We start from the raw sequence: 20631 nt of genomic DNA on the forward strand, positions 1-20631 counted from the left end.
TAAATCTTCAATTACTTCATTTGAAAGATGGTCTTTACGAAATCTACTAATTGTAGCATGATCAGGTGCTTTATAGCCTTGAAGTAACCACCTGAAATTTATATCTCTTTTGCATGCTTTTTCTATTTTTCTGCTTGAATAAATATTTTGAGAATAAGCATATGATATTATTTTGAACATGATTTTAGGTTCCACTGCCGGTTTTCTTCCAACGGAAGAGTACGCCTTATACAACTTTCTGTAATCTAATCCCTCCAATACATGGCTTAGCAAGCGGACAGAATCATCTTCTGGTATTAAGTTTTCTAAATTTAATGGTAATATAAGTTGAAAATTATCATTAAACTCATTATAATTTTTAATGTATGATTTAGTTAGTCGCATAATTTAATTATACAATCAATGTGAGTTCTTCGGAATTCACATTTTTTTATATCAAAAAAATGAGCCGCTACAAAACTAACTTTGTTAGTTTTGCAACAGCCTCTTTTAAGAGTGAACTTTATCAATAAAGGCTTCTCCTTCACCAAGTACTACAAGTTTGTAAGTAGGTTTGAGAGGTACCATATTGTATTTTTGTGATTTAGTAGTTAATCGTATATATTGTAATCCAATTTTATTCTCATCAAAAATGAGTATATAAAGATCATTTTTATCAGAAACATTTTGAACAGTATAAAGATTATCTGATGAAAGATTAAAATCACTTATGTTATAAATACCTTCCTTAAAGACATTGGATGAATTAGCAGACGTTACTTGAAGTATATTAAATGATAAACATATTAAAATTAATAATGACATAGTGAATTTTTTCATTATATAACCACCTTTCTGTTGTATTTTACGTAATAACCATAATAATATTCATTATGTTACTTAGAAAATAATGATTTGTTGACAGAAAATTTTTCTTACCTTAATAAACCACGGAATTATCCTCCCTATGTAATTGCATATAATTTCATTTTATTTTATTCACATAAATATGTAAATGAACATAATATATAGTATCTTAATATAACTAAGGAGGAAATTTCAATGGGATGTAATAATAACAAATGTAAGGAACGTTATTATAAAGAAAATACAGATGATAAAGAGTATAAAGAAAATTGCTATAAAGTAAAAAATCATAATCATGAATTTCTATCAAGTACAGATTATGCAAAGGATGATGAGTGTGTAGAACACAATCATCGTATTGCTGGTGTGACTGGTCCTCCAATTAGATATGGTAAATCTCATGTTCACAAAGTAGAGGAGTATACAGATACTTTTGGTGATCATTTTCATAAAATTTGTGATACTACAGGTCCAGCTCTTTATCTTCCAGATGGAAAACACATTCATTTACTAAAAGGTACAACAGGTCCTGCAGAAGAGAATAATCATACTCATGATTATTATTTCGCTACTCTAATTGAAGATCCTACTAATGTACCTGAAGATAAAAAATGTTAAATTTAAAGGTTTTGTTTAGTTTACCATGTGACTAGTTAAATAAAATTTTAAAATTAAAATAAATTTATCACACTCTGTATTAGAATAGAGTGTGATTTATATATATTACGATGATGTTTATGAATATATTGGAGAAAAAATAGAAATCAAAAATAGTGATAAGAGTGATGAAAACAAACTATATTGGATAGAAATTAATTATAATATTAAGAAACTTTTGATTTGTGATAGAAACATTTTAAAAGGAGTATCTTGGGATGAGTTAAATAATCAAAATTTAGTATTTGGTAAAGTGGTTATCATAGACGGACAAAAGTATATTCTAAGACTTCTAAAAGTTGGAGATAAAAAGAAGGATGAAGTAGATAATGAGTGGAATAGATATATAGTAAATGAAAATCAAATTCTAGGAATTCCTTTATCAACTGAAATTTTTATTTTTGTAAGATACATTAATTACAGATTTAATAGTTAAAATAATATTATTTATAAGAGAGGTGGGATAAGATATGACATTGCATCATTATAAAAAAAAGAGATATGAAGAAGGTTTTGACGACCTTTATACTAATTCAATATTCAAGACTCAGCTTCCGAAAAATGAATTACCTGAAAAAGTTTCAAATCCTCAAGTTATTCGACAATTGGTGTGTGACGAGCTCTTTATGGATGGAAATGCACGTCAAAACCTAGCAACATTTTGTACTACATACATTGAAGACGAAGTACGTGATCTCATGGATTTGGCAATAGATAAAAATATGATAGACAAGGATGAGTACCCGCAAACTGCTGAAATTGAGCAACGATGTGTGAATATATTGGCGAATCTTTGGCATTCACCTGAGAAAAAAGACACAATTGGATGTTCAACAACTGGATCTAGCGAGGCAGCAATGCTTGGAGGCTTAGCACTTAAATGGCAGTGGCGTAAGCGTCGTGAAGCTCAAGGAAAATCTACAAATAATCCTAACTTTGTATGTGGACCTGTACAGATATGCTGGCATAAATTTGCACGTTACTTTGATGTTGAAATTAGAGAAATTCCGCTAATGTGTGATGAGTTAGGTATGAATCCAGATCAACTAAAAGATTATTGCGATGAGAACACAATTGGAGTAGTGGCAACTTTGGGTAGCACATTTACTGGTATATATGAACCTGTGCAGGATATAGCTAAAGCTCTAGATGTGATTCAAAATGAAACTGGATTCGATATACCGATTCACGTAGATGGAGCTAGTGGAGCATTCATTGCTCCATTTATACAGAAAAACCTCAAGTGGGATTTTTGTATTCCCAGGGTTAAATCTATTAATGCATCAGGTCATAAATTTGGTATGGCTCCACTTGGTGTTGGTTGGATCATCTGGAGGACCGTGGCAGACTTGCCTAAGGAATTAATATTTAATGTTGATTATTTAGGAGGACAAATGCCAACCTTTGCCCTAAATTTTTCACGGCCAGCTGGTCAAGTTATTGCTCAGTATTACAATTTTTTGAGATTGGGTCATGAGGGATACACAGCAATTCAGAATGAATTAGTGATAGGTAACTCTTTGAAGTAATCTCCGAGTTTTCCCCCACTCCATACGGAACGTGAGACTTTCACCTCATTCCGCAGTCCAACAAATTTATATTACTTAACTATATAGCTAAATTTTCTACTTGCTTTCTTAAAGAATTAACCTTTTTGAAACCTTTATCGTCTAAATTTAAGATTTTCATGTACTTTTCAATGGTTTCTTGTTTGGCACTATGAATTAGTTTATGTGCTTCTTCACATATCCAAACTAGGTTTTTATAGTCATCAGTTCCACCTAAAACTTTTGGTTTTTTATGGTGACATTCCATATTTCCTATTTCTAATTGACTTCCAGTAACATAGCATTTGCCTTGTTGCCCTGCTATCAACGAGATTCTATTATCATTATATTCAATAGATTGTGAGTCATTGTTACTCCTTAACAAATATTCCATTAGGTGTTTGAATCCTCCTAATTTCTTGTGTATGAGTTGTCTACCTTCTACTGTATAATTATTGATGTTTTGACTAAAGCACATTGGTGGTTTAGTTTTACATCCGTAAATAGGAAAAAGAGTTACATTCTGAATGGTTCTGATTTTACCATTGTAGTCACCGTATAATTTATTATAAGTTTCAGATTTTTTAGGTTTATCTGTAACATAATTCTTTAATCTTATATCCAAAGTTTTTGTTACTAAGAAATTGATTTCGCCAAAGTCCAAACTTACATTGGTGGCACTATTATAATAATTGTGACTACCCAGTATAATAGAGTTGAGTTTTGATACCTCTTTACTATTACAGTTCTTTTGTATTATTCTTATTTGGTCTTTTATTTTGTTAATTGTGTTTTTCTTGGCTTTATCACTCATATTACTTTGACAGACGTATTTATTTGATTTGGGTTTTACTTTGAAGGCAAAACCTAGAAATTCAGTTCTATTCTTCCTTACATTGGTTATTTTAGATTTTTCAGGACTTATATCTAAATCCAATCTTTCTTTTAACCATTGTTTAGTTGCTTTATATATCCTTTGGGCGGTGTCGTAATCTCTACAGAAAATCTTGAAGTCATCTGCGTATCGTACTAGCATTATTTCTTTCAGTTCAGATTTTCTTATGGCTCTATATTTATTTGAATGGTCAATGTATGTTTTTCTATCAAATAGATAATTGTGTTTAGTTTCAAATGTTTCCCATTGTGAGCTAATCCACCAATCCAATTCGTTGAGTACAACATTAGATAACAAAGGACTTATTATACCACCTTGTGGCGTTCCTTTTGTTGGTATTCCTTCTCCTTGTATTTCTGATTTAAGTATTTTGCCAATTATGCTTATTAAGTTTTTATCTTGAATACCCATACTCCAGAGTTGTTTCTTTAACTTTGCATGATTTACATTGTCAAAGAACCCTTTAATATCAATATCCACTACATAATGCAAGCTATTTCTATTCATTAAGAATATACTTCTTGCTATAGCATGGTCTGTTGACCTGTTAGGTCTGAAACCATAATTATGATTATGGAATTTGGCTTCACATATTGGCTCTAATACTTGTTTTATACATTGCTGTATAATCCTATCATCCATACATGGTATCCCTAAAGGTCTAGTTTTACCATTTGATTTGGGTATTTCAACTCTACGAACACTTTTAGGATGATAATTAGCTAATTTATTTTGAAAGTAGCTAACGAATTTATCTTTATCCCATTCTTTATAGTGAGTAATATCAAGATTATCTGTTCCCACAGTTGTTGAACCCTTATTCTTCTTGATATTTCTATAAGCTAGAAGTATATTCTCCTCCTTTGATATATATTGCATTAAGTTTCTGAATTTATAATCATTACATGACTGTTCATGTAACTTATCAAAAGTATTCTGCATTGAGTAATATTCGTTATTTCTTAGCATTTGTCGTTTCTTTAAGTCTAAGCTTTCCTTCAAGTCTGTTAATCCCCCTTTATGGAGTTTGGCATCTCTTAGTCATACTCGAACCTTGAATATTATTTAGTATTTAATATTTCATATAAATTTGCCTTGTGGCTATTGCTCCATTTCCATTACAGAAACTTCTATGCTCATGCCACTACACTCCTTTGGATTAAGATAAGTTATATGTTATACATTTTCCTTACCAATGCTTCACCGATAGTAAAGTCTCCACATTCCAAACTTTCCTTGTTCCATTATTATTATCTTTACATATATCCGTAGGTCGTTAGTTTGAGCCTATAAGCTTGATAGTGCCTGTAACACTATATGGATTTTCATAGGCATAAAGTTTACTAATCCACACTTATTACACTTTATGTGTTATGTGCATTTCTACACATTGTATTTTTAGACCCGTACATTCCTAACTTTGTCAGTCTTTTATAAGACATACTAACCATAGATATTTTATAGACCTTAGCCCTATATCACTCGGTTACCTCTAACTCGGTTTTCCTCAACATGATTACTCATTTGTTAGGGTGATTTCTAAGGCGTTTTAACGAGCTTCTTACCTAAAACTATTTACTTAATTAAAGGCAAGTCGTATCCTTTGGGAAGGCATTTCAAGGCGTTACCCTATCATTCTACCTATCATAATAATAGTTCTAATTTCTGAATTTAATCAGCTAATTAGGCTAGTTTTGTAATAAACCTTCGCTTATCTTTGTCTAGCAACAAGTCACACTGTGCCAATACTGCCCAGTATTTAGGAGAACAGATTAGAAAAATAGATTTATTGGAAATATTATATGATGGTCACGGTGGTATCCCCGCAGTTTGTTATACCCTAAAGGATGAAAATGCAACTGGATTTTCACTTTACGATCTTTCTGATCGTTTGAGAATGCATGGCTGGCAAATTGCCTCCTACCCACTCCCAAGCAATCGTCAGAATATAACCGTACAACGTATTTTAATTCGTCACGGTGTTAGTCGTGATATGGTATTTTTACTCCTTCGTGATTTACGTAAGGAATTGGAGCATTTAAAGAATAACCCAGTATTAAATTCTTTAAGCAAAGTTAGTTTCCATCATTAATTAAGATGCATATTCGGACTGTTATTTTCTTTGAAATGATTTATAATATTCTTAATTTGATAAGGAGCTGTATTAGAATTAGTTGGCTTAAATTAAATTTTTAAAATTTTAATTTCATAACATAGACTTTTGAGACAGCTCCTCTATTTATCTAATTTAACTACACTAATATACAATTCATCACGTTAACAATAACGAGAATATAATATAGATTAAAATGAATAAACTTATATATATTTAAATTTCTACAGTTCTTCTAGGAATTTTAAATCCAATGGTGTCTTCAATTTGTTCTAAATCTCTCATATTTTTAGGATCTATGAACATGCATGTATAACCACTTTCTCCAGCTCTACCAGTTCTACCTATACGATGAATATAGCTTTCAACGGTTTCTGGTATATCATAGTTATAAATATGAGTTATTCCATTTATATCTAAGCCTCTTGCTGCAACATCTGTTGCAATTAAATATTGAATGTCAGCATTTCTAAAAGACTTCATTATTCGCTCTCTTTTATTTTGTGGAATATCGCTGTGTAATTTTACACAATTATAGTTGCGGGTATGTAAAATTACTTCAAGTTCATCAACTCTTCTTTTAGTTCTACAAAATATAATAGCCATAAATGGATTATCTTCATCCAATACTTTGCATAAAGCCTCTCTTTTATTTCTATCAGTAGTTTCAACTACATCTTGCTTTATGGCACTTAAAGTAACTTCTTCTTTTTTTATAGAAACAATACTTGGATCATTCATATATCTATATGCTAATTTTTTTACAGATGAATCCATAGTTGCAGAAAAACAAAGCATTTGGCGGTTTTTAGGCATTAGCTTCATAATTGCTTCAACTTCATTTTTAAAGCCCATTAACAGCATTTGATCTGCTTCATCTAAAATAAAAGTCTTTAATTTACTTAAATCAATTGTTTTTCTTTCTAGATGATCTAAAAGCCTACCTGGAGTTGCAATTATTAAATGAATATTATTATTTAACTTTTTTAACTGGGATGCAATGTCTTTTCCACCATAAGTGGCTAAGATATTTACGCTTTTAGCTTCTTTAAGCTTATTAGCTTCGTTAGTTATTTGAATAGCAAGTTCTCTTGTTGGAGTTAATATGAGATCTTGAATTTCATTTGATTCTGAATTTATATTCTCAAAAAGAGGAAGCAAAAAAGCAAGAGTTTTACCAGTTCCAGTAGCTGCTTCTGCAATTATATCTTTTCCTTCTTTTATAAGAGATATACTTTGTTCCTGAATCGGGGTAGGAGTATCAATTCCTGTACTTTTTAATATATTTATTAAATCATCACTAAGACCTAATTGTTTAAAATTCATATTCTTCATACCTTTCATATGCCTAAGATTTATAGATAACCAAGTACTAAGCAGATTTTTAGCTTTGGTATATATTAATCTAGTATTTTAATTTTAACTAAGCACTATTCTATATAATATAGGTACTTATTTATAAAAGTCAATTAATAAAAATATTTATTTTAAAAAATAGCGTTACAAAACAATAAAATATGTTAAATTTAAATAGAAAAGCAATATATATGTTAGTATTTGATTTTTTAAACATAACTTAATATAATTAGAGTAAAGAGAAAGGCTAAAGTATGGTGGTTTTATGAAAATTTCAACAAAAGGTAGATATGGATTAAGAGCATTAATAGATATCTGTTTATATTCGTCAGCTGAAATGGTGACAGTAAAAAGTATTTCAGAAAGACAAGGAATATCAGAAAGATATTTAGAGCAAATATTTTCTTTACTTAGAAAAGGTGGAATAATAAATGCTAAAAAAGGAGCTCAAGGGGGATATTTTTTGGCTAAAAGCGCTAGAGAATTCACAATTGGGGATATTTTAAGTGTTTTAGAAGGAGATTTGCTTTTAATTGATGTAGAAAAAGATGAAAATGCAATAGAAAATTTTATAAGTGAAAACTTATGGAATGTTATAAATAATAAGATAAGTTCATTTTTTAATTCTATAACTTTAGAAGATTTACTTAATGATTATAAAAATAACAATAAAGAAGATATGTATTATATATAATATATTTAGGTGTATGCCATAAAGTGAGACTTTTTATGTGGAATTATATATTTTTCTATACTATGTATATGTAAAGTTATGAAGAGGCCTACTGTTATTGTAGACTTATGTTGTTTATGTTATTTTAATACTTTTTAATATATTTTGAGATGTTTAGTAATATGTAGATCTAGTAAGCATTCTAAAGAAAAAATATTATAATGCTTGAAATTTGATGTATTATCGGAGTGGAAATATTTATAAAATATGCATATAATAAATATAAAGTTAAAGCCTGTGATAAGAATAGTAGATAATAATGCTTAGTGTAAAGAGAGTTCGAAGTTGGTGAGATTCGAATACTGTAGATATTATTGAATGGGTCTTTGAGGTGACATTTTGAAATTTTTAAGAGTAGAAATGTACGGGAAGTCAGCCGTTAAAATGACAGGATATAAATTGTGAGAAGTATAAACATAACTTTATTTGTATTTTAATGCAAGAAGCATGTTGTAAAGTTTCTTTAAGTTGATAATCTCATTATTGGTATCTGATAAAGTATATACATTAGGTGGTATAACGGAATTGTAGCATTTCGTCCTGGTTAGGATGAGATGTTTTTTGTTTATATTTTTTGATTAAGAAAATGTGTATTTGGGCAAATTATTTTTAGAATATATAAAAAGTTTTTCTAAGAAAAAATTTATAATTTAAAATTGCCAAAATAAATATTAATCAAAATATAAAATTATAATTGCAATGTATCACATATCTTGTATTTAAATTTGGGTGGCATAACGAGTCACTTCGTCCCAAAATTTTGGGATGAAGTGGCTCTTTTTTATATAAAAAGGATGCTGATTCCTAATGTCATCAGCTAAGTTCGAGTAACCAAATCATAGATTTGGACTCTCACTTATCACTTAAGGGGGAAGTTTTATGATTAACATATCAAAAGAGAGTTTTAATGAAAAGAAAAAATCAGAAAATGTATTTTCTTTAATAAGCGAATTTAGGGGAGATGAAATTACTCCTATAAAAATTTTTAACGGTTTTAAAGGAAGTAGAAGGTTTATCTTTGAAAGTGGAACTAAGGAAGATTATTTTGGAAGATATTCATTTATGGGAGAAAATCCATATAAAGAAATTTCCGGTAATGGCCAAGCAGAGATAGATGGACTTAAAAAAGAAAGTAGAATAAATTTTGATAAAAGCACTAACTCCTTTTCATTTAAAGGTGGAGCAATTGGATATATGGGATATGACTCTATACAGCTATATGAGAAAAAGCTTAATTTTAAAAATGAAGATGAATTAAAAGTTCCAGTAATAAGATTTAATTTTTATAATCGATATATTTGCTATGATCACTTTATGCATAAGGTTTATGTTATAGATAATATTTTTAAAGATGATACTAGAGAATATGATGAAATAATTTCTTCACAAAATGAATATATAAATAGTTTACTTTATAAGCCAACAATAACAGAACCTTCAGAACCTAAAAAGAATATAACTTTTAAGTTCCATACTTCTGAAAAAGACTATGTTGAAAAAGTAAGGAAGGCAAAGGAACATATTTTAGCCGGAGATATTTTCCAAGTTGTATTATCTCAAAGAATGACTTGTGAAACAGAAAAAACTCCTTTAGAAATCTATAGAAAACTTAGAGAAGAAAATCCATCTCCTTATATGTTTTTAATAGATTATGATAATTATCAAGTTGTAGGTTCGTCACCAGAAAGTCTTGTATCAGTCATGGAGGGTAAGGCTATTACAAATCCAATAGCTGGTACAAGAAAAAGAGGAGAAACACCTGAAATAGATAGTGCTCTTGAAAAAGAACTTATGGAAGATAAAAAAGAACTTGCAGAACATGTTATGCTTGTTGACCTTGGAAGAAATGATATAGGAAAAGTAAGTAAAATAGGGACAGTTAATGTAAGTGAATTTATGAAAGTAGAAAGATTTTCTCATGTAATGCATATAACAACTAAGGTTATTGGTGAAATAAGAGACGAGTTAGATGGATTTGATGCTTTGGCAGCTTGTCTTCCAGCTGGAACAGTATCTGGTGCACCTAAAATAAGAGCTATGGAAATTATAGAAGATCTTGAAGACTTTAAAAGAGGAATTTATTCTGGGGCAGTTGGATTTTTTTCATATGGCGGTAATATGGAGATGGCAATTGCTATAAGAACTCTTATATTACAGGGTAAAACTGCTTATCTTCAAGCAGGAGCTGGAATTGTTTATGATTCAGTACCAGAAAAAGAATTTGAAGAAGTTCAAAATAAATTAATGGCTTTAAAGGAGGCTTTAAGATGATAGCTTTAATAGATAATTATGATTCATTTACATTTAATTTATATCAATATCTAAGTGAATTTACAGAAATAAAAGTTTTTAGAAATGATGAAATAACTATAGAAGAATTAAAAGAATTAAATCCAACAGGAATAGTAATTTCGCCTGGTCCTGGGGTTCCAGAAGATGCAGGGATATCAATAGAAGTAATAAAAAAACTAGGGGATAAAATTCCAATACTAGGAATATGTCTTGGACATCAAAGTATTGCTGCAGCTTACGGGGGAAAGGTAATTAGAGCACCTGAAATTTTTCATGGTAAAACTTCAAGGATTCAAGTAAAAGGAAAAGATATTTTCGAAGGAATCCCAAGAAAGCTAGATGTAATGAGATATCACTCACTAATAGTTGAAAATAGTTCGCTTCCAAATTGTCTTGAAGTTATAGCTTCAACTGTTGAAAATAATGATATTATGGCATTTAAGCATAAAGAATATAATGTATTTGGACTTCAATTTCATCCTGAATCAATATACACACCAAATGGGAAGCGCATGATTGGAAATTTTGTAATTAGTATTTGTAATGACAGTTTAGAAAAGTAGTATTGTATGTACAATTAAGGAGATTTATTTTAATGGTAATTATAATGAAGATAACTGCTAGTGATGCAGAAATTAAAAAAGTAAAATTAATTATTGAAGGAAAAGGATTAAAAACTAATATATCTAAAGGCAAAGATTATTGTATTATTGGTGCTATTGGAGATACTTTTATAATAGATAAAGATAAATTGCAGTCTTTAAATGGAGTGGAACGAATTATGAAAGTACAAGAACCATTTAAGAAAGTAAATAGAATGTTTAATCCTGAAGATACAGTAATAAATATAAACAATTCAGTTGTTGGTGGAAATAGACTTGGAATAATTGCAGGTCCATGTTCAGTTGAAAGTGAAGAGCAGATTGTAGAAATTGCCAAAAGAGTGAAAAAAGCAGGCGCTAATTTTTTAAGAGGTGGAGCTTTTAAACCTAGAACTTCACCATATAGTTTTCAAGGTTTAGAACTTGAAGGATTAAAACTTTTAAAAATTGCAAAAAAGGAAACTGGACTTCCAATAGTAACAGAACTCATGTCAACAGATTATTTAGATGAATTCATAGAAAATGTTGATGTTATTCAAATTGGTGCTAGAAATATGCAAAATTTTGATTTATTAAAACAAATTGGTAAAAGTGATAAAACAATATTATTAAAAAGGGGTATAGCTGCCACAATTGAAGAATGGCTTATGTCAGCTGAATATATAATGGCAGGTGGTAATAGAAATATAATTTTATGTGAAAGAGGAATAAGAACATTTGAAACAATAACAAGAAATACATTGGACTTGCAAGCTATTTCTGTAATTAAGAAGTTATCACATCTACCAATAATAATTGATCCAAGTCATGCAGGAGGATTTGCTTATTTAGTAGAACCTATGGCAAAGGCTGCAATAAGTGCAGGTGCACATGGACTTATGATAGAAGTTCATAATGATCCAGAAAATGCATTAAGTGATGGTCCACAGTCACTTACACCAGATCAATTTGATTCATTAATGGATAAAGTAAAAAGAATTGCAGAATTTGAAGATAAACAAATATAAGATAATACATAACTTATGTAAGTTATGAAAGTAAAAAAAAGATAAATAAAATAAACCAATAAGCAAATAATAAAGTTTTAAGGGGGATTAAAAAATGACAATAGATAGTGCAATTAAAAAATTAGCCTTAAAGGAAGTATTAACTGAAGAAGATGTAAGGGCTGTAATAAATCAAATCATGAGGGGCGAAGCAACATCAGCTCAAATTGGGGGATTTTTAATAGGTCTTAGAGTAAATGGGGAAACTCCAAGTCAAATTCTAGGTGCAGTTAAAGCACTTCGTGACAATCTAATTCCTGTTAAAATAGAAGATACAGCACATTTAATAGACACGTGTGGAACTGGCGGAGATGAAGCGAAGACTTTTAATATTTCTACAGCTGTAGCAATAATTGCAGCAAGTGGAGGTGCAAAGGTTGCAAAGCATGGTAATCGTGCAGTATCAAGTAAAAGCGGAAGTGCTGATGTGCTTACAGAGCTTGGTATAAAGATTGACTTTGATGAAATCCAAAGTAAAAAGATAATTGAAGAAAATGGAATGGCATTTTTATTTGCACCAAAGTATAATGGAGCAATGAAAAATGTAGCTAAGGAAAGAAAGGAACTTGGAACAAGAACTATATTTAATTTAATAGGACCTCTTTCAAATCCAGCACCACTTACTGGACAGCTTATGGGAGTATATGATGGGGCTTTAATCGAAACTGCTGCAGAAGTATTATTAAACCTTGGATTAGAAAGAGCAATGGTTGTCTATGGTGATGACGGCTTAGATGAAATAACAACAACAACTACTACAAATGTATGTGAAGTTAAAGATGGAAAAATTATAACTTATAAATTAGATCCAGAAAAGCTTGGATTTAAGAAAGCAACATTAGAGGATATAAAAGGTGGAGATGCTAAGGAAAACTCAAAAATTATCTTAAGTGTCTTAAAAGGGGAAAAGGGAGCATCAAGAGATATAGTAGTTTTAAACAGTGGAGCTGCACTTTATGTTGCAAAACTTGCTGATTCTTTAGAAGAAGGAATAAAAAAAGCTATTGAGCTTGTTGATTCAGGCGGTGCTTTCAAAAAGTATGAAGAACTTGTAAATTTAAAATAAGCTACAAATTAACTAGGGGGCGATATATTTTGATTTTAGATGATATTATAGCAAAGAAAAAAATTAGAGTAGACAAAAGAAAAGAAGAAATTCCTATAAAGGAATTAGAAAAACAAGCATTAGCAAAAGTTAAAGTCGAAAGAGAATCAAATTATAAGAATCCTTTTAAAAGTGCATTAAAAAAGGAAGGCTTATCTGTAATTGGAGAATTTAAGAAGGCTTCTCCTTCAAAAGGAGTAATTGTAGAAAATTTTGATATAAAAGAAATATTAAATTATTACACTTATCTTGGAGTAGATGCATTTTCAATTTTAACTGAAGAAGATTTCTTTTTAGGATGTGATGAATATCTTAAAGAAATAAGAAGGATTTCACATACTCCAATTCTTAGAAAAGACTTTATAATAGATTTTTATCAAATTTATGAGGCTAAGGTTTTAGGGGCTGATGCAATATTACTTATTGTAAGTGTTTTAGGAAACAGTTTAGAAAAATTTTATAAAGAAGCAAAAAGATTTGATTTAGAACCTTTAGTTGAAGTTCATAATAAAAAAGAGCTTGATTTAGCACTGAAATATGATTGTAAGATTATAGGAATAAATAATAGAAATTTAAAAACTTTCGATGTAGGGTTAAATACTACTAAAGAACTTATTAACATCATACCAAAAGATAAGATAGTAGTAGCTGAAAGTGGTATCATGAGCATTGAAGATTTAAAAATGATGCAAGGGTTTGGGGTTGATGGAGTTTTAATTGGAGAATTATTCATGAGAAACATAGATGATCCAGAGTTTAAAACTAAGTATAAAGAATTTAGGAACCATAACTAATATTTGCATATGTGAGGAATTAATATGATTCAAGTAAAAATATGTGGAATAACTAATAAACAAGAAATTGAATATTTAAATATTTTAAAGCCAGAATATGTAGGATTTGTTTTTACAAAGAGCAAAAGACAAGTAACTGGAGAAAAGGCAAATGAATTATGTAGCAGTCTAGATAAAAGAATCAAAACTGTTGGAGTGTTTAAAGATAATTCAATAAATGAAATTATAGATATTATTAAAGTGATACCTTTAGATATTATCCAACTCCATGGAAAAGAAGATGAAGAATTTATAAATTTATTAAAGAAAAGCATAAATAAATCCATAGAAATATGGAAAGCAATATCTATAAGGGATATTGAAAATATAAAAAAACATATAAGAAGCAATAAACAATTAGCATATAATGAAAACAGTAGGGATAATTTGATCGATAATTTTCTTATAGATGGAGACAATCCAGGTAGTGGTGAAACATTTTCTTTAGAGAATATAAGTGAGTACTTTAGTGAAGAACATAGGCTAGAATATGTAGATGATTGTATTTTAAAAAAATATAACTTCTTTTTAGCAGGAGGAATAACAGATGAAAATGTTATAGAAAGAATATCTAAAGCAAATCCTATTGGAGTTGATGTTTCATCAGGCGTTGAAATCATAGATGAAAATGGAGATAGAACAAAGTCTTTTGAGAAAATGAAGAGTTTAATAGACAAAGTTAGGACAGTTAACAATTAACTGTTAATTGTTAACTTAATAAGAAAGGTTGGAGAAAAGAATGAATGGTAAATTTAATGACTTTGGGGGACAATATGTTCCAGAAACTGTAATGAATGCTTTAATAGAGCTTGAAGCAGCATATGAAAAGGTAATAGATGATAAGGAATTTATAGAGGAGTATATGTATTATTTAAAATACTATACAGGAAGACCAAGTCCACTTTATTATGCTGAAAACATGACTAAAGATTTAGGTGGAGCAAAAATTTATTTAAAAAGAGAAGATTTAAATCATACAGGAGCTCATAAGATTAATAATGCATTAGGTCAAGTGCTTTTAGCTAAAAGAATGGGAAAAACTAAGGTTATAGCTGAAACTGGGGCAGGACAACATGGAGTTGCTACAGCTACAGTTGCAGCAAAGTTTGGAATGGAATGCAAGGTATTCATGGGTGAAGAAGATATAAGAAGACAGGCGATGAATGTTAAGAAAATGGAGCTTTTAGGTACAGAAGTAGTGCCTGTTACTAATGGTGCAGGAACTTTAAATGATGCAGTTACTGAAGCAATTAGATATTGGGGAGCAAATGTAGAAGATACATTTTACATTATAGGATCAGCACTTGGACCTCATCCATACCCAACTATGGTTAGAAATTTCCAAAGAGTTATAGGTGATGAAGCAAGAAAGCAAATTTTAGAACTTGAAGGAAGATTACCAGACTATATTTTAGCTCCAGTAGGTGGTGGAAGTAATGCAATAGGAATATTCTATCCATTTATTAACGATAAAGAAGTTACTTTAATGGGAGTTGAAGGTGCAGGGAAGGGGCTTGAAACTGGAGAGCATGCAGCTACTATGGCGAAAAAAGAAAAGGGAATTCTTCATGGAATGTTAAGTTATGTTCTTCAAGATAATGATGGTGGGATACTTGAAGCCTATTCAATATCAGCAGGTCTTGATTATCCAGGTGTTGGACCTGAACATGCATATTTATGTGAAACTAATCAAGCTACTTATGTAAGTGTAACAGATGAGGAAGCAGTAAAAGATGGATTTATGTATTTAACAAAAATTGAAGGTATAATACCAGCACTTGAATCATCACATGCTATAGCATATGCTAAGAAATTAGCACCAACACTAAGTAATGATAAAATTATAATTGTAAATCTTTCAGGGAGAGGAGATAAAGATATGGATGCAGTGCTTGCATATCTAGGTGAATAATAATGAATAGAATAGATGTATCATTTAACAAAGTAAAAGAAAATAAGGGGAAAGCTCTTATACCGTTTGTAACATGTGGAGCAGATTTTACTATTGAAGAAACTGCTGGTTTAGTGGTTGCATTAGATAAAGAAGGAGCAACTGTAGTTGAAATTGGAGTACCATTTAGTGATCCACTTGCAGATGGCCCTGTAATACAAAATGCATATACTAAAGCTCTTAACAATGGAACAAAACTTAAAGATGTATTTAGATGTGTGAAGTTAATAAGAGAATCTTCTGAAGTACCAATTGTACTTATGGTTTATTTTAACGTTGTATATTTCAAAGGAATAGAAGAATTTTTAAAAGAAGCAGCAAAAAATGGAGTTGATGGTATTATAGTTCCAGATGTTCCACTTGAAGAAAGAGGAGAACTTAATAAGATTTGTGAAGAAAATGGAATTTACTTAATTCCACTTGTAGCTAGAACATCAAAAGATAGAATAGCAGCTATAACAAAAAACGCAAAAGGTTTTGTATATTGTGTTTCTACAAATGGAACCACAGGAGAAAGAACATCTTTAGATAGTGGAACTCATGAATACTTAGAAGAAGTTAAAAAGATTGTAGATATTCCAATGTGTATTGGTTTTGGAATTTCTTCAAAGGAAGTAGTAAAAGAAGTTAAAGATTATTGTGATGGGGTAATAGTAGGAAGTGCAATAGTTAAGAGAATGGCAGAAGGAAAACAATCAGTAATTGATTTTGTAAAAGACTTAAAAGCGGGATTTAATTAATAATCTAAGAATTTTAATTATTAATTACTGAAGACTAAAAAATATTAAATGTATTGATATTCAAGATGATTGTCCATATTTCCAATTAATACTTTTTAAATTAAGGATATGCAAACATATTGCTATTAGGTTGTGTATATATGGACAAGTATCTAATTATTGAGAGCATTAAAAAGTAGCAATAAGTATTAATGCTAGAAAATTTTAGATTTCAATGATATAATTTTTGTTGAAATGAGGTGTTTAAAACTTATGGCAAAGAAAACTAGCAGAAATACAGATATACTACAAGAAACTAGAAACACAACTTCTCCTAAAATATATTCTTTATTAGTTAAGTTAGTAAATGACAATAGAGAAGATTTAGCAGAAGATGTTTTAAAAATAGATTATTTATTGGCTTATACCAATACCTGTATCAAAGATAAGGATTTTAGGCAGGCAAAAGATACAATGGAAATGGTAAAGAGCAGAATATATAAATTAATAGATAATGGCGTTAATGTTGAATATTTAATGTATCTTTATGATGGAATTAAATCTAAGATTAAATAAAAAAACAAAGGCAAATCAAAAACATAAAATTTACACGATTTTTATATATTTATAGATGTATAGCAACAATAGTGTTATAATAAACTAATCTTCATTAATTTATTAATGGCTAAATAAATATGTAAAGTGAGAAACATGAATGAGATTTGAAGGCTTAGAAAAAACAATAAATAAATTAGATAATGATATTGAGGCTTTAAGAAGAGTTAAACAATACTTATCAAATAAAGATGAAATCAACGAAGTTAGTGACTTATTAAATAAGGAAAGACAAGTATATGCAGATGAGTTATATTTAGGTGATGCAGTGGTTTATACAGAATGCATAGAATTTATAACGGGATTAGTAAATAAGGAATTGGGCAAGGAAGAGCAATTAGAATTATTAGAAAAAATAAAAGAAATACATGGAAGAAAATCACCAAATGTATCTAAGAAAAGTCATGGGCTTAATGCATGGCTTAAATTTCTTGATGTTCAATGTGAGTGGATTGAACATTCAAATAGTGATTGGTCAATCTTGATTATAAAAGGATACACACCAAGAATTAATAAGTCAAATAACTAAATACATATTAGGCATATGAAAGATAAGTTTTTGTGTTATACAAAGACTTATTTTTTCTATGGAAAATTATAAACAAGAAATGCATTTCAATTTAATAATACCTACCCCCACGTTTTATAAGCATCTATCAAAGTTTTCAGTAACATTAACAAATGGTATGACCCCTTATTTCGGGGGCATACGCATAAGTATAGTTTTTAACTTGAGTATTTAGATTAAGGTAATTACTCTTTTACCAATACTTTTAATATTTCACCAATATAAATTGTATGATAATCTTTGTCAGGATATATGGTTTCATCAAACTCTAGATTATCAAAGTTTTCTAATTTAATGTCAGTATGGCACATTTTTTTGCATACAACAACCATTTTTGCTTCATCAAAATAAGTATTTTCTTCATCAAAAATAGGAGTTAAGTTTGCCTTTTCCACTTTGTTTACATCTCTTCCAGAAACACTTCCACAAATACTTAAAGATTTTTTATAATCTTCTTTAAAAAATGACAATGTAAATGTGTCGTTTGAATCTATAAATTGTTTTGTATAGCGACCTGGTCTAATGTAGATTGTAGCTGAATTTTTGCCCCAGAATACACCTAAGCCACCCCAGCTTGCAGTCATGGTATTAAATTTACCTTCAGTACCTGCAGTAACTAATAGCCATTCATCACCAATAAGTGTGAAAGGATTCATGTTTAACTTTTTAATTTCAATCTCTTTAAATGACATGTATATACCTCCTTCTAATAGTTTATATTTATTTTAAGCCTATTATAATAAAAACGCAATTATATAGTTTCCTATGGAATTATGAATATACATCAAACTACAGAATGACATCATTTTTTCATTAACATAAAATTACTCGGTGAAATATAGGAAGATTTTTAGTTGAATTCCTTGTAAAATATGTTAGTATTATAATAATTGTTGGAGGTATTACAATGAAACAAGTTTACGCACCTGGTCGCGCATTTTATATAGTGAATAATATTATGTATTTTGATTTTTTTGTATATATAAGATGTTTTTATGTCTAAAAATAAAACATGATACAGACAAGATATAATTAATTTTAATAGTTTTACATATTCATGATTAAGGAAGTGAATAAACTTCAAATATTAAACATAGTATAATGTAGAGTAACTAAAGGAGGAATAAGAGATGAATTATTTACTTACTAGACTACATGATACTTTTAGGGATAAAAAAGCCTATTTTTTCATTGTGCTCATAATGTTTTGTTTGGGAATATCCTTTGGACTTTATACTGTTAAATACATGAGGGTATCAGATAAGAATGATTTAACGAACTACTTTTTTAGTTTCACTAATTCTATAGAAAATGAACCCATTAATTATGGAAATTTATTATTTGAGGTTATTAAGAAGAATATATTGATAATTGTACCTATATTTATATTAGGTTTAACTTTTTTTGGAGCTCCCATAATATTACTTTTAGACTTATTAAAAGGGTTTACATTAGGGTATACTTTTTCTTTTATGGTAACTACTTTTGAAGGCAAGGGGATTGGACTAGCCTTAGTATCTATTATTCCTCAAAATTTAATATATATTCCATGTTTTATAGCGTTAAGTGTGATTAGTTTATCTATGTCTACAGAAAAATTCAAAGGAAAGTTTTTTAAACGTGGAATAAATAAAGATACTTTCTTTGATGGTGTATTAAATAAGTTAATTATAATTATAATATTATTTGTAATGGGAATCTTGGTTGAAACTTATGTATCACCGTCTCTAATAAAATTTGTGACTAAAAAATTCTATTTGTAGTATAAAACATATGATAATTGAAAAAGAAGGAAAGTTGACAATTTTGTCAAATATTAATTATAATTAATGGTATAGGAGATAATAATGATAAATAGTATAAGTAATTATAAGAATTATTTGTTAGAGAGCGGTAAAAGTGAAAATACTATATACGCATACGTAACCGATGTCAGTATATATCTTAAATTTTTAAATAAAAAAGAAATAGATTTGTATAAAAGCGATAAATTAACAATTATGTCGTATATACAAAATCTTATAACTCAAGGGAAATCTGAAAGATCTATAAATAGAATAGTCATAAGTCTTAGAAATTTCTACTCATACTTAAAAAATGAAACTTTAATTAAGGAAGTGCCCAAAATTGAATACAAGAGCTCTAAAAATAATAGAAAATTACCACAAATTTTAACCATTGAAGAAGTAGATAAAATAATTAGAATAATTGAAAAAGATTGCTCAAAGGGAGTCCGTGATAATGCGTTATTAGAGTTAATGTATGCTACTGGAATGAAGGTTTCAGAACTCATTTCACTAAATGTAGAGGATGTTAATCTTGATTTGAGTTTTGTAAGGTGCACAGATAATAGGCATTTTGAAAGAATAATACCTATAGGAAGAAGTGCTTGCAGGGCTATAGCAGAGTATTTAAGCATAAGGTATAAAATTGCACAATGTGGAGTATCTAATCTTTTTGTAAACTTAAATGGTAATAAACTTACAAGGCAAGGAATTTGGAGAATTGTTAAAGAATATGCTAGACAAGCAGGTATTGATAAGGACGTTAATTTAAATACCTTTAGACATTCGTTTGCAGTTCATTTACTTCAAAATGGAGCAAATGTTAGAGCTGTTCAAAAATTACTAGGAAATCAAGTTCTAACATATATGGACACATATTACGAAATAATAAACAATGATAAAATTAATTATATATATATGCATACACATCCAAGGGCTTAGGCAATGGCATTTCTTAAATCGTTTTTA

22 protein-coding genes are annotated in these 20631 nt (G+C 29.3%); 17 read left to right on the forward strand and 5 right to left on the reverse strand.

Features of this window, described 5'->3' with window-relative positions; all coding sequences use genetic code 11:
• Positions 1 to 384: transposase (locus LLF98_RS08760; RefSeq protein WP_291702751.1), on the reverse strand; the 384-nt coding region annotated here is incomplete at its 3' end.
• A gap of 105 nt (positions 385 to 489) precedes the next feature.
• A complete protein-coding gene (locus tag LLF98_RS08765; protein WP_291702752.1) occupies positions 490 to 819 on the reverse strand; it encodes a hypothetical protein in 330 nt (109 codons plus the stop codon).
• Positions 820 to 1041: 222 nt separating this feature from the next.
• Here LLF98_RS08765 and LLF98_RS08770 point away from each other — a divergent pair, with 222 nt between their 5' ends.
• From LLF98_RS08770 to LLF98_RS08780, 3 genes are all read left to right on the forward strand, one after another.
• A complete protein-coding gene (locus LLF98_RS08770; protein WP_291702754.1) occupies positions 1042 to 1464 on the forward strand; it encodes a YmaF family protein in 423 nt (140 codons plus the stop codon).
• 91 nt (positions 1465 to 1555) lie between these two features.
• Positions 1556 to 1939: a hypothetical protein gene (locus LLF98_RS08775; protein WP_291702755.1), complete on the forward strand. Its 384-nt coding sequence runs from the start codon at positions 1556 to 1558 to the stop codon at positions 1937 to 1939.
• Positions 1940 to 1973: 34 nt separating this feature from the next.
• Positions 1974 to 3032 (forward strand): glutamate decarboxylase, encoded by a 1059-nt coding sequence (locus tag LLF98_RS08780; RefSeq protein ID WP_291702756.1) that lies wholly within the window; start codon positions 1974 to 1976, stop codon positions 3030 to 3032.
• Between the two features lie 79 nt (positions 3033 to 3111).
• Here the strand turns inward: LLF98_RS08780 and ltrA are convergent, their stop codons facing one another.
• Positions 3112 to 4914: a group II intron reverse transcriptase/maturase gene (gene ltrA, locus LLF98_RS08785; RefSeq protein ID WP_291702820.1), complete on the reverse strand. Its 1803-nt coding sequence runs from the start codon at positions 4912 to 4914 to the stop codon at positions 3112 to 3114.
• A gap of 820 nt (positions 4915 to 5734) precedes the next feature.
• Between ltrA and LLF98_RS08790 the strand changes: the two genes are divergently transcribed.
• A complete protein-coding gene (locus LLF98_RS08790) occupies positions 5735 to 6037 on the forward strand; it encodes a hypothetical protein (protein WP_291702758.1) in 303 nt (100 codons plus the stop codon).
• 237 nt (positions 6038 to 6274) lie between these two features.
• Here the strand turns inward: LLF98_RS08790 and LLF98_RS08795 are convergent, their stop codons facing one another.
• A complete protein-coding gene (locus tag LLF98_RS08795) occupies positions 6275 to 7384 on the reverse strand; it encodes a DEAD/DEAH box helicase (protein ID WP_291702760.1) in 1110 nt (369 codons plus the stop codon).
• A gap of 295 nt (positions 7385 to 7679) precedes the next feature.
• On the opposite strand from LLF98_RS08795, the gene LLF98_RS08800 reads away from it, so the two are divergent.
• The 11 genes from LLF98_RS08800 (at position 7680) to LLF98_RS08850 (ending at position 17839) form a co-directional block, all read left to right on the forward strand.
• Complete coding sequence (locus tag LLF98_RS08800) at positions 7680 to 8108, forward strand: Rrf2 family transcriptional regulator (protein ID WP_291702762.1); 429 nt, start codon at positions 7680 to 7682, stop codon at positions 8106 to 8108.
• Positions 8109 to 9026: 918 nt separating this feature from the next.
• Entirely contained in the window at positions 9027 to 10418 is a 1392-nt protein-coding gene (gene trpE, locus LLF98_RS08805; RefSeq protein WP_291702764.1) for an anthranilate synthase component I, read from the forward strand.
• Complete coding sequence (locus tag LLF98_RS08810; RefSeq protein ID WP_291702766.1) at positions 10415 to 11002, forward strand: aminodeoxychorismate/anthranilate synthase component II; 588 nt, start codon at positions 10415 to 10417, stop codon at positions 11000 to 11002. The genes trpE and LLF98_RS08810 overlap by 4 nt, the downstream gene beginning before the upstream one ends.
• 32 nt (positions 11003 to 11034) lie before the next feature.
• A complete protein-coding gene (aroF, locus tag LLF98_RS08815; RefSeq protein ID WP_291702768.1) occupies positions 11035 to 12048 on the forward strand; it encodes a 3-deoxy-7-phosphoheptulonate synthase in 1014 nt (337 codons plus the stop codon).
• Positions 12049 to 12142: 94 nt separating this feature from the next.
• Entirely contained in the window at positions 12143 to 13153 is a 1011-nt protein-coding gene (trpD, locus tag LLF98_RS08820) for an anthranilate phosphoribosyltransferase (RefSeq protein WP_291702769.1), read from the forward strand.
• A 29-nt stretch (positions 13154 to 13182) separates the two neighbouring features.
• Positions 13183 to 13986, forward strand: a complete 804-nt coding sequence (gene trpC / locus LLF98_RS08825) for an indole-3-glycerol phosphate synthase TrpC (protein ID WP_291702770.1) — start codon at positions 13183 to 13185, stop codon at positions 13984 to 13986.
• A gap of 24 nt (positions 13987 to 14010) precedes the next feature.
• Positions 14011 to 14724 (forward strand): phosphoribosylanthranilate isomerase, encoded by a 714-nt coding sequence (locus LLF98_RS08830; protein WP_291702771.1) that lies wholly within the window; start codon positions 14011 to 14013, stop codon positions 14722 to 14724.
• Positions 14725 to 14764: 40 nt separating this feature from the next.
• Positions 14765 to 15937: a tryptophan synthase subunit beta gene (trpB, locus tag LLF98_RS08835; protein ID WP_291702773.1), complete on the forward strand. Its 1173-nt coding sequence runs from the start codon at positions 14765 to 14767 to the stop codon at positions 15935 to 15937.
• Between the two features lie 2 nt (positions 15938 to 15939).
• The gene (gene trpA / locus LLF98_RS08840) at positions 15940 to 16716 is read left to right on the forward strand and encodes a tryptophan synthase subunit alpha (RefSeq protein ID WP_291702775.1); all 777 of its coding nucleotides are present in this window, start codon (positions 15940 to 15942) and stop codon (positions 16714 to 16716) included.
• Positions 16717 to 16968: 252 nt separating this feature from the next.
• Positions 16969 to 17271, forward strand: coding sequence for a hypothetical protein (locus LLF98_RS08845; RefSeq protein WP_291702777.1), 303 nt, complete (start codon positions 16969 to 16971; stop codon positions 17269 to 17271).
• Between the two features lie 139 nt (positions 17272 to 17410).
• A complete protein-coding gene (locus LLF98_RS08850) occupies positions 17411 to 17839 on the forward strand; it encodes a hypothetical protein (RefSeq protein WP_291702779.1) in 429 nt (142 codons plus the stop codon).
• A gap of 224 nt (positions 17840 to 18063) precedes the next feature.
• Here LLF98_RS08850 and LLF98_RS08855 read toward each other — a convergent pair whose 3' ends face one another.
• A complete protein-coding gene (locus LLF98_RS08855) occupies positions 18064 to 18570 on the reverse strand; it encodes a flavin reductase (RefSeq protein ID WP_291702780.1) in 507 nt (168 codons plus the stop codon).
• A 438-nt stretch (positions 18571 to 19008) separates the two neighbouring features.
• On the opposite strand from LLF98_RS08855, the gene spoIIM reads away from it, so the two are divergent.
• On the forward strand, positions 19009 to 19641 hold the full coding sequence (gene spoIIM, locus LLF98_RS08860) for a stage II sporulation protein M (protein WP_291702781.1): 633 nt from the start codon (positions 19009 to 19011) through the stop codon (positions 19639 to 19641).
• 84 nt (positions 19642 to 19725) lie between these two features.
• Entirely contained in the window at positions 19726 to 20604 is an 879-nt protein-coding gene (locus tag LLF98_RS08865; protein ID WP_291702782.1) for a tyrosine-type recombinase/integrase, read from the forward strand.
• The last annotated feature ends 27 nt before the right edge of the window (positions 20605 to 20631 follow it).

It is taken from the genome of Clostridium sp. (genome assembly GCF_021372645.1).
Lineage (GTDB): Bacteria > Bacillota > Clostridia > Clostridiales > Clostridiaceae > Clostridium.

Bases quoted from the DNA above. Each gene is read 5' to 3' on its own strand.
- LLF98_RS08765 (WP_291702752.1), bottom strand. From the start codon at position 819: ATGAAAAAATTCACTATGTCATTATTAATTTTAATATGTTTATCATTT.
- LLF98_RS08770 (WP_291702754.1), top strand. From the start codon at position 1,042: ATGGGATGTAATAATAACAAATGTAAGGAACGTTATTATAAAGAAAAT.
- LLF98_RS08780 (WP_291702756.1), top strand. From the start codon at position 1,974: ATGACATTGCATCATTATAAAAAAAAGAGATATGAAGAAGGTTTTGAC.
- ltrA (WP_291702820.1), bottom strand. From the start codon at position 4,914: ATGCTAAGAAATAACGAATATTACTCAATGCAGAATACTTTTGATAAG.
- LLF98_RS08795 (WP_291702760.1), bottom strand. From the start codon at position 7,384: ATGAATTTTAAACAATTAGGTCTTAGTGATGATTTAATAAATATATTA.
- LLF98_RS08800 (WP_291702762.1), top strand. From the start codon at position 7,680: ATGAAAATTTCAACAAAAGGTAGATATGGATTAAGAGCATTAATAGAT.
- trpE (WP_291702764.1), top strand. From the start codon at position 9,027: ATGATTAACATATCAAAAGAGAGTTTTAATGAAAAGAAAAAATCAGAA.
- LLF98_RS08810 (WP_291702766.1), top strand. From the start codon at position 10,415: ATGATAGCTTTAATAGATAATTATGATTCATTTACATTTAATTTATAT.
- aroF (WP_291702768.1), top strand. From the start codon at position 11,035: ATGGTAATTATAATGAAGATAACTGCTAGTGATGCAGAAATTAAAAAA.
- trpD (WP_291702769.1), top strand. From the start codon at position 12,143: ATGACAATAGATAGTGCAATTAAAAAATTAGCCTTAAAGGAAGTATTA.
- LLF98_RS08830 (WP_291702771.1), top strand. From the start codon at position 14,011: ATGATTCAAGTAAAAATATGTGGAATAACTAATAAACAAGAAATTGAA.
- trpB (WP_291702773.1), top strand. From the start codon at position 14,765: ATGAATGGTAAATTTAATGACTTTGGGGGACAATATGTTCCAGAAACT.
- trpA (WP_291702775.1), top strand. From the start codon at position 15,940: ATGAATAGAATAGATGTATCATTTAACAAAGTAAAAGAAAATAAGGGG.
- LLF98_RS08845 (WP_291702777.1), top strand. From the start codon at position 16,969: ATGGCAAAGAAAACTAGCAGAAATACAGATATACTACAAGAAACTAGA.
- LLF98_RS08850 (WP_291702779.1), top strand. From the start codon at position 17,411: ATGAGATTTGAAGGCTTAGAAAAAACAATAAATAAATTAGATAATGAT.
- LLF98_RS08855 (WP_291702780.1), bottom strand. From the start codon at position 18,570: ATGTCATTTAAAGAGATTGAAATTAAAAAGTTAAACATGAATCCTTTC.
- spoIIM (WP_291702781.1), top strand. From the start codon at position 19,009: ATGAATTATTTACTTACTAGACTACATGATACTTTTAGGGATAAAAAA.
- LLF98_RS08865 (WP_291702782.1), top strand. From the start codon at position 19,726: ATGATAAATAGTATAAGTAATTATAAGAATTATTTGTTAGAGAGCGGT.